The sequence below is a fragment of the Bradyrhizobium sp. SHOUNA76 genome, from assembly GCF_023006445.1.
GTDB lineage: Bacteria > Pseudomonadota > Alphaproteobacteria > Rhizobiales > Xanthobacteraceae > Bradyrhizobium.
Map to the genome: position 1 here is coordinate 1 of NZ_JALBHA010000388.1, position 6,430 is coordinate 6,430.

At 64.2% G+C, this 6,430-nt stretch carries 7 protein-coding genes; 6 read left to right on the forward strand and 1 reads right to left on the reverse strand.

Annotated elements, in window-relative coordinates:
• The 5 genes from MOV74_RS28445 to glyS form a co-directional block, all read left to right on the forward strand.
• On the forward strand, positions 1-478 hold a 478-nt coding region (locus MOV74_RS28445; protein WP_404979185.1), incomplete at its 5' end, for a tRNA1(Val) (adenine(37)-N6)-methyltransferase.
• 214 nt (positions 479-692) lie between these two features.
• A complete protein-coding gene (locus MOV74_RS28450) occupies positions 693-1,601 on the forward strand; it encodes a S49 family peptidase (protein ID WP_246929942.1) in 909 nt (302 codons plus the stop codon).
• Positions 1,602-1,706: 105 nt separating this feature from the next.
• Positions 1,707-1,898 carry a hypothetical protein gene (locus MOV74_RS28455; RefSeq protein ID WP_246929943.1) on the forward strand — a complete coding sequence of 64 codons (192 nt, stop codon included), beginning with the start codon at positions 1,707-1,709 and terminating at the stop codon, positions 1,896-1,898.
• 223 nt (positions 1,899-2,121) lie between these two features.
• Positions 2,122-3,057, forward strand: a complete 936-nt coding sequence (locus MOV74_RS28460) for a glycine--tRNA ligase subunit alpha (RefSeq protein WP_246929944.1) — start codon at positions 2,122-2,124, stop codon at positions 3,055-3,057.
• Complete coding sequence (gene glyS / locus MOV74_RS28465) at positions 3,057-5,156, forward strand: glycine--tRNA ligase subunit beta (protein WP_246929945.1); 2,100 nt, start codon at positions 3,057-3,059, stop codon at positions 5,154-5,156. Before MOV74_RS28460 ends, glyS begins: the two co-directional genes overlap by 1 nt.
• Before the next feature lie 284 nt (positions 5,157-5,440).
• Here glyS and MOV74_RS28470 read toward each other — a convergent pair whose 3' ends face one another.
• Positions 5,441-5,794, reverse strand: a complete 354-nt coding sequence (locus tag MOV74_RS28470) for a DUF1236 domain-containing protein (protein ID WP_246929946.1) — start codon at positions 5,792-5,794, stop codon at positions 5,441-5,443.
• A gap of 231 nt (positions 5,795-6,025) precedes the next feature.
• Here MOV74_RS28470 and MOV74_RS28475 point away from each other — a divergent pair, with 231 nt between their 5' ends.
• On the forward strand, positions 6,026-6,181 hold the full coding sequence (locus MOV74_RS28475; protein ID WP_008562090.1) for a DUF3096 domain-containing protein: 156 nt from the start codon (positions 6,026-6,028) through the stop codon (positions 6,179-6,181).
• Positions 6,182-6,430: the final 249 nt, after the last annotated feature.

Genomic DNA, 6,430 nt, shown 5'->3' on the forward strand with positions numbered 1-6,430 from the left:
GATCGTGCTCGACGTCACAGCCGACGCGCAGGTCTTCGCGGCGAACGGGCTGTCGCCCGACAGCGTCGACGTGGTGCTGATGAATCCGCCATTCAACGATCCGGGCCGGCATCGCGGCTCGCCGGATCAGGCGCGTCGCACCGCGCATGTGGCGACGGAGGAGACCCTGCATGCGTGGGTGCATGCAGCGCGGCGCATCCTCCGATCGAATGGTGTGCTGACATTGATCTGGCGCGCAGATGGCATCGCCGATGTGCTGGCGGCGCTGTCGCGCGGCTTCGGCAGCCTCTCGATCCTGCCGGTTCACGGCGAGGCGGGGAGGCCCGCGATCCGCGTGCTGGTTCGTGCAGTCAAAGGCGGCCGGGCACCGACGCAATTGCTGCCGGGCCTCATGCTCAATGACGAGTCACGCGTGCCTAAAAACGAGACGATGGAGATTTTGGAGGGGAGAGCGGCCTTGCCGCTGGTGGAACGGTGACGGCTTACTGCGGAAGCGATTCCGACTGCTGCTCTTGCGGAGACGTCAGGCGGATCGCCATGAACAGCGCACCGATCAGCAGCATCAGCAGATAGATTTTCATGGCGTTCTCCGCTGCCTCATTGCAGCCTCCCAACGGGAAATCTGCAAAACACGTTCCAGGCACTTCCAATGACAGTCGCGTGATAACAAATGGTTAATCAGGGGTAACGGCATGGCCGAACAATTGAACGATCGTGAGAGTTCCGGCCTAGCCGACAAGCTCATGCAATATCTTCCGGCGCGGTTCCGCCCGGGCACGGCAGTGGTGCCCGTGGTGCGGCTCTCAGGCGTGATCGGTGCGGTGACGCCGCTACGCCCGGGCATGACGCTGGCGGGCGTCGCGCGCGTGCTGGAGCGGGCGTTTTCGTATCGGAACGCCAAGGCGGTGGCGCTGGTGATCAACTCGCCTGGCGGCTCGCCGGTGCAGTCGCGTCAGATCTACCTGCGCATCAAGCAGCTCGCGGCGGAGAAGAAACTGCCGGTGCTGGTGTTCGTCGAGGACGTCGCGGCCTCCGGCGGCTACATGATCGCTTGCGCGGGCGACGAGATCATCTGCGATCCCTCCTCGATCCTCGGCTCGATCGGCGTGGTCGGCGGCAGCTTTGGTTTTCAGGAGGCGATCAAGCGGCTCGGCATCGAGCGGCGCCTGTACACCGCCGGCGCGCACAAGGCGATGCTCGATCCGTTCCTGCCGGAGAACCCCGACGACGTCGCCAAGCTGAAGGCTATCCAGCGCGAGATCCACCAGATCTTCATTTCGCTGGTGAGGGGGAGTCGCGGCGCACGGCTGAAGGGCGACGACGATACCCTGTTCACCGGAGAATATTGGGCCGGCGAGAGTTCGGTCGCGCTGGGGCTGGCCGACAGCATCGGCGATCTCCGCTCAACTCTTCGTGCCCGCTACGGCGAGAAGGTTCTCACCCCCGTGATTGCCCAGCCGACCGGTTTGCTCTCAGGTCTCCTGGGCCGGAAATCGCCCGGCGCGGGCCAGCTTTCGGCCCTGGGATCAATGGCCGGCTTGCCGGACGAACTGATCTCGGCGGTCGAGACGCGGGCAATCTGGGCGAAATTCGGGTTCTAGGCGCCACCCTCCCGCGCCATTTGGTCCCTCAGCCTGCCGATTGCGGCGCAGGACCATCTGCGCAACAATGCACGTGGGGGCTGAGCACTAGACAAGGATCGACCGATGCCGCCGTTCGTCGCTTTTGCGGGCGTCCTGGGTGGGCTTGCCGTGGTCCGCTGGGCCTACAAGACCGCTGTCCGGATCAATCAGGAGCTGGAGGAGATGCGCCTGTCGCGCGTCGCCGAAGCCGCCCATGTGGGGAACATCCAGACGCTGAAACGTGATCCCGTGACCGGAGCCTACCGGCCGGGTTAGCCGGTGCCGCAGGGTGGGCAAAGGCGCTCTTGCGCCGTGCCCACCATTCGCTTCCGCAATCGTGGTGACGATGGTGGGCACGCTTCGCTTTGCCCACCCTACGGCACCGTCCGGGATGAGGGACTGATTGGCCCGAATCCACCCCCCTTTGCCTTGATTCCCACCCCCGCCGTCGATACGGTCCCGCGCGATTCAAAACCCCCCGCGAGAGCCTGATCTGACGATGGACGCCTCATTGCCCGCCCATATGCGCCCGGAACGCTCGTTCCAGGGCTTCATCCTCGCGCTCCAGCGGTTCTGGGCCGAGCAGGGCTGCGTCATCCTGCAGCCCTACGACATGGAGATGGGCGCGGGTACCTTCCATCCGGCGACCACGCTGCGCGCGCTTGGGCCAAAGCCCTGGAACGCCGCCTATGTGCAGCCCTCGCGCCGGCCCAAGGACGGCCGCTACGGCGAGAACCCGAACCGGATGCAGCACTACTACCAGTTCCAGGTGATCATGAAGCCGTCGCCGCCGAACCTTCAGGAGCTGTACCTGAAGTCGCTCGCCGCGATCGGTATCGATTCCGCCGTGCACGACATCCGCTTCGTCGAGGACGATTGGGAGAGCCCGACGCTGGGCGCCTGGGGTCTGGGGTGGGAGTGCTGGTGCGACGGCATGGAGGTCAGCCAGTTCACCTATTTCCAGCAGGTGGCCGGCTTCGAATGCGCGCCGGTCGCGGGCGAGCTCACCTACGGGCTCGAGCGCCTGGCGATGTATGTGCAGGGCGTCGACCGCGTCTACGACCTCAATTTCAACGGCCGCGACGGCGACGCCAAGGTCACCTATGGCGACGTCTTCCTGCAAGCCGAGCGCGAATATTCGAAGCACAATTTCGAAGTTGCCGACACCGCGATGCTGTTCGAGCAGTTCAAGATGGCTGAAGCGGCCTGCAGAAAATATCTCGATGCGGGCTGGAAGGACGGCAAGCGCGAGGCGCATCTGATGGCGCTGCCTGCCTATGACCAGTGCATCAAGGCGAGCCATGTCTTCAACCTGCTCGATGCGCGTGGCGTGATCTCCGTGACCGAGCGGCAGAGCTACATCTTCCGCGTCCGCGAATTGGCAAAGGCCTGCGGCGAAGCCTGGATGCGTACCGAAGCGGGCGGAGCGGCCTGATGCCTGAATTGTTGCTTGAACTGTTCTCGGAAGAAATCCCCGCGCGCATGCAAGGGAAGGCGGCCGACGATCTGCGCCGCATGGTCACCGACAAGCTGGTCGCCGAAGGCCTCGTCTACGAGGGTGCGAAGGCGTTCGCGACGCCGCGCCGGCTTGCGCTTACCGTGCACGGCATCCCCGCGCGCCAGCCTGACTTGAAGACCGAACGCCGCGGCCCGAAAATCGGCGCACCCGATGCGGCCGTGCAGGGTTTTCTGAAAGCGACGGGTCTGAAATCGCTGGACGAAGCCAAGATCCAGCGCGACCCCAAGGGTGATTTCTACATCGGATTGATCGAGAAGCCCGGCCGCGATGCGATCGAGGTGCTCGCGGAAATCCTGCCCGTCATCATCCGTACCTTCCCCTGGCCGAAATCGATGCGCTGGGGCGCGCGTTCCGGAAAACCGGGATCGCTGAGCTGGGTGCGTCCGCTGCACGCGATCACCGCGACCTTCGGGCTCGAGACCGAAGAGCCCGATGTCGTGAAGTTCGAGGTCGACGGCATCGAGACCGGCCAGACCACGTATGGCCATCGCTTCATGGCGCCCGCCGCAATCTCGGTGCGCCGCTTCGAGGACTATGAAGCGAAGCTGAAGGCTGCAAAGGTCATCCTCGATCCGCAGGCGCGCAAGGACATCATCTTCGCCGACGCCAAGGAGCTGACCTTCGCTCAGGGTTTTGAGCTGGTCGAGGATCAGGTGCTGCTCGACGAGGTCTCGGGCCTCGTCGAATGGCCCGTCGTCATGATGGGTTCGTTCGAGGCGGAATATCTGGCGATCCCGGACGAGGTGATCCGCGCGACGATCCGCAACAACCAGAAGTGCTTCGTGGTCAAGGACCCCAAGACGGGCAAGCTGACCAACAAGTTCGTCCTCACCGCCAATATCGAGGCGACCGACGGTGGAAAGGTCATCGTATCAGGCAACGAACGCGTGATCCGTCCGCGCCTGTCGGATGCGAAATTCTTCTACGAGACGGACCTGAAGACGAAGCTCGAAGATCGCCTGCCGAAGTTCGAGCAGATCGTATTCCACGAGAAGCTCGGCACGCAGGCCGCGCGCATCAAGCGTATCGAGCGCCTAGCTGGGGAGATCGCGCCGCTGGTCGGCGCTGATGTCGCCAAGACCACGCGTGCCGCGCATCTCGCCAAGGCGGACTTGCTGACCGAGGTCGTCGGCGAATTCCCCGAGGTCCAGGGCCTTATGGGCAGATACTACGCGCTGGCGCAGGGCGAGGATGCCTCGGTCGCCGCCGCTTGCGAGGAGCACTACAAGCCGCAAGGCCCTGCTGATCGCGTGCCGACCGATCCGGTCAGTGTCGCAGTGGCTTTGGCGGACAAGATCGATACGCTCGTCGGCTTCTGGGCCATCGATGAGAAGCCGACGGGGAGCAAGGACCCCTATGCGCTGCGGCGTGCGGCGTTGGGTGTGATCAGGCTGATTACCGAGAACGCGTTGCGGCTGTCGCTCGTGAAGGTGGCGGCGTCCGCGCTCGCCGGCCTGTCGGTGAAGCCGGCCGATGCATCGAGGCTTCCGATCGACCTGCTCGCCTTCTTCGCTGATCGTCTCAAGGTCCAACTTCGCGAGCAGGGCGCGCGCCACGATCTCGTCGATGCCGTGTTTGCGCTCGGCGGTCAGGACGATCTCCTGATGATCGTCCGCCGCGTCGAAGCGCTCGGCAAATTCCTCGAGAGCGACGATGGCAAGAACCTGCTCGCCGGCACCAAGCGTGCCAACAACATCCTCTCCATCGAGGAGAAGAAGGACAAGCGCACCTTCGACGGTGCGCCCGATGCCGCGCTCTATGGCCTCGCTGAGGAGAAGGCGCTGGCGAAGGCGATCGGTGAAGTGAAGACGGAAGCGAGTGCCGCCGTCGCCAACGAAGATTTTGCCGCCGCCATGAGCGCGATGGCAAAGCTGCGTCCACCGGTCGATGCGTTCTTCGAAAAAGTTCGCGTCAACGACGACGATGCGAAGGTGCGCGAGAACCGCCTGAGGCTGCTGAACGAGATCCGCAGCGCCACGCGTGCGGTCGCGGATTTCTCGAAGATCCAGGACTAGGTCTCGTGCCCCGGACGCAGCGCAGCGCTACTTCAGCGGTGCGCTGCAGAGCCGGGGCACATGCTGCCGCGTGCTCGCAGCTTCTGGGTCCCGGCTCTGCGCCGCAACGCTACGCTACGCGCTGCGGCTTGTCCGGGGCACGAGAGCGCAAACATAGCCGCGCAAAAAAGTGCCCCGCCCGGCGGGGGGAAGACCGGGCGGGGCCTGATGTCCGATTTTCACTGTTCGCGCCAGCCTGATTGAAGTGACGCGCCGGACATCTAGTCGATGTCAGTTATTCGATATCAGTCCAGCACCTCGACGATGCGGCGTGAGCGCGGCTCGACCAGCACGGTCTCGCCGTTCACGACGGTGTAGCGATGGGTAGTGGCGCCGAAGCGTTGCGGCACGTCATAATAGGTGACGCCCGCCTCGGGTAATGTGGTGCCGACGACGACGCGATCGGGAATGCTGAAGGCCGGCACACGCTGCTCGACGACGTACTCGCGGAAGGCCGGCCGCTGCTCGACTGCGATGGTTGGGCCGGTATCGACCACGGCGGGCGCGCGTCCGACGGTGACACCGCTTTGCGCCTGCGCCGCAAGGGGCGAGCCGATCGCGGCCGCGAGCGCTGCAAGAGCAAGAATCCTGTTCCGCATGGACAACTCCTTCGACGTGATTTTATTTTCGGACGCGCCAGTGGCGCAGCCGATTGGCCAATGCATGCACCCTTCGCAATGTTCCGGGAAAAGGCCCGCCGCATTCGCGGCAATTTCGGGCAGTTTTCGTGGGTGCCGGAACTCGCACTGCCTGTTGCGCGTCTCTACTCGCGGAACCGGGAGGGCTATGATCCGCCCGCGATTCGCCCACCCTCCACAGAAAGATAGTTCATGCACATCACCGTCGCCCACATTTCGCCGATCCTGTCGTTGATTGCGGGCGTGCTCATCCTGATCATGCCGCGGCTCCTCAACTTGATCGTCGCGATCTTCCTCATCGTGAACGGCGCGATCGGGCTCGGGCTCCTGAAGTGGCTCCGCTTCTAGGCGTTCATTTTCCGGAACTGTCCGACTTGCGCGGGCCCGCCCAAAATGGTGTAAGGCCCGCGAATTCCCATTCCTCTCGCAGGTTGTGTGCAAGCTATGGCCAAAGCCGCCTCGAAGCCCAAGAAGACCCCGGCGAAAATCCCAGCGAAATCAAAGTCCTCGGCCGCCGCTAAGGCTGCGCCGCCGGCCCGCAAGGCGCTGGCCAAGAGCGCGCCGAAGCCGGTCGCCAAGCCCGCTGGAAAGCCTGCC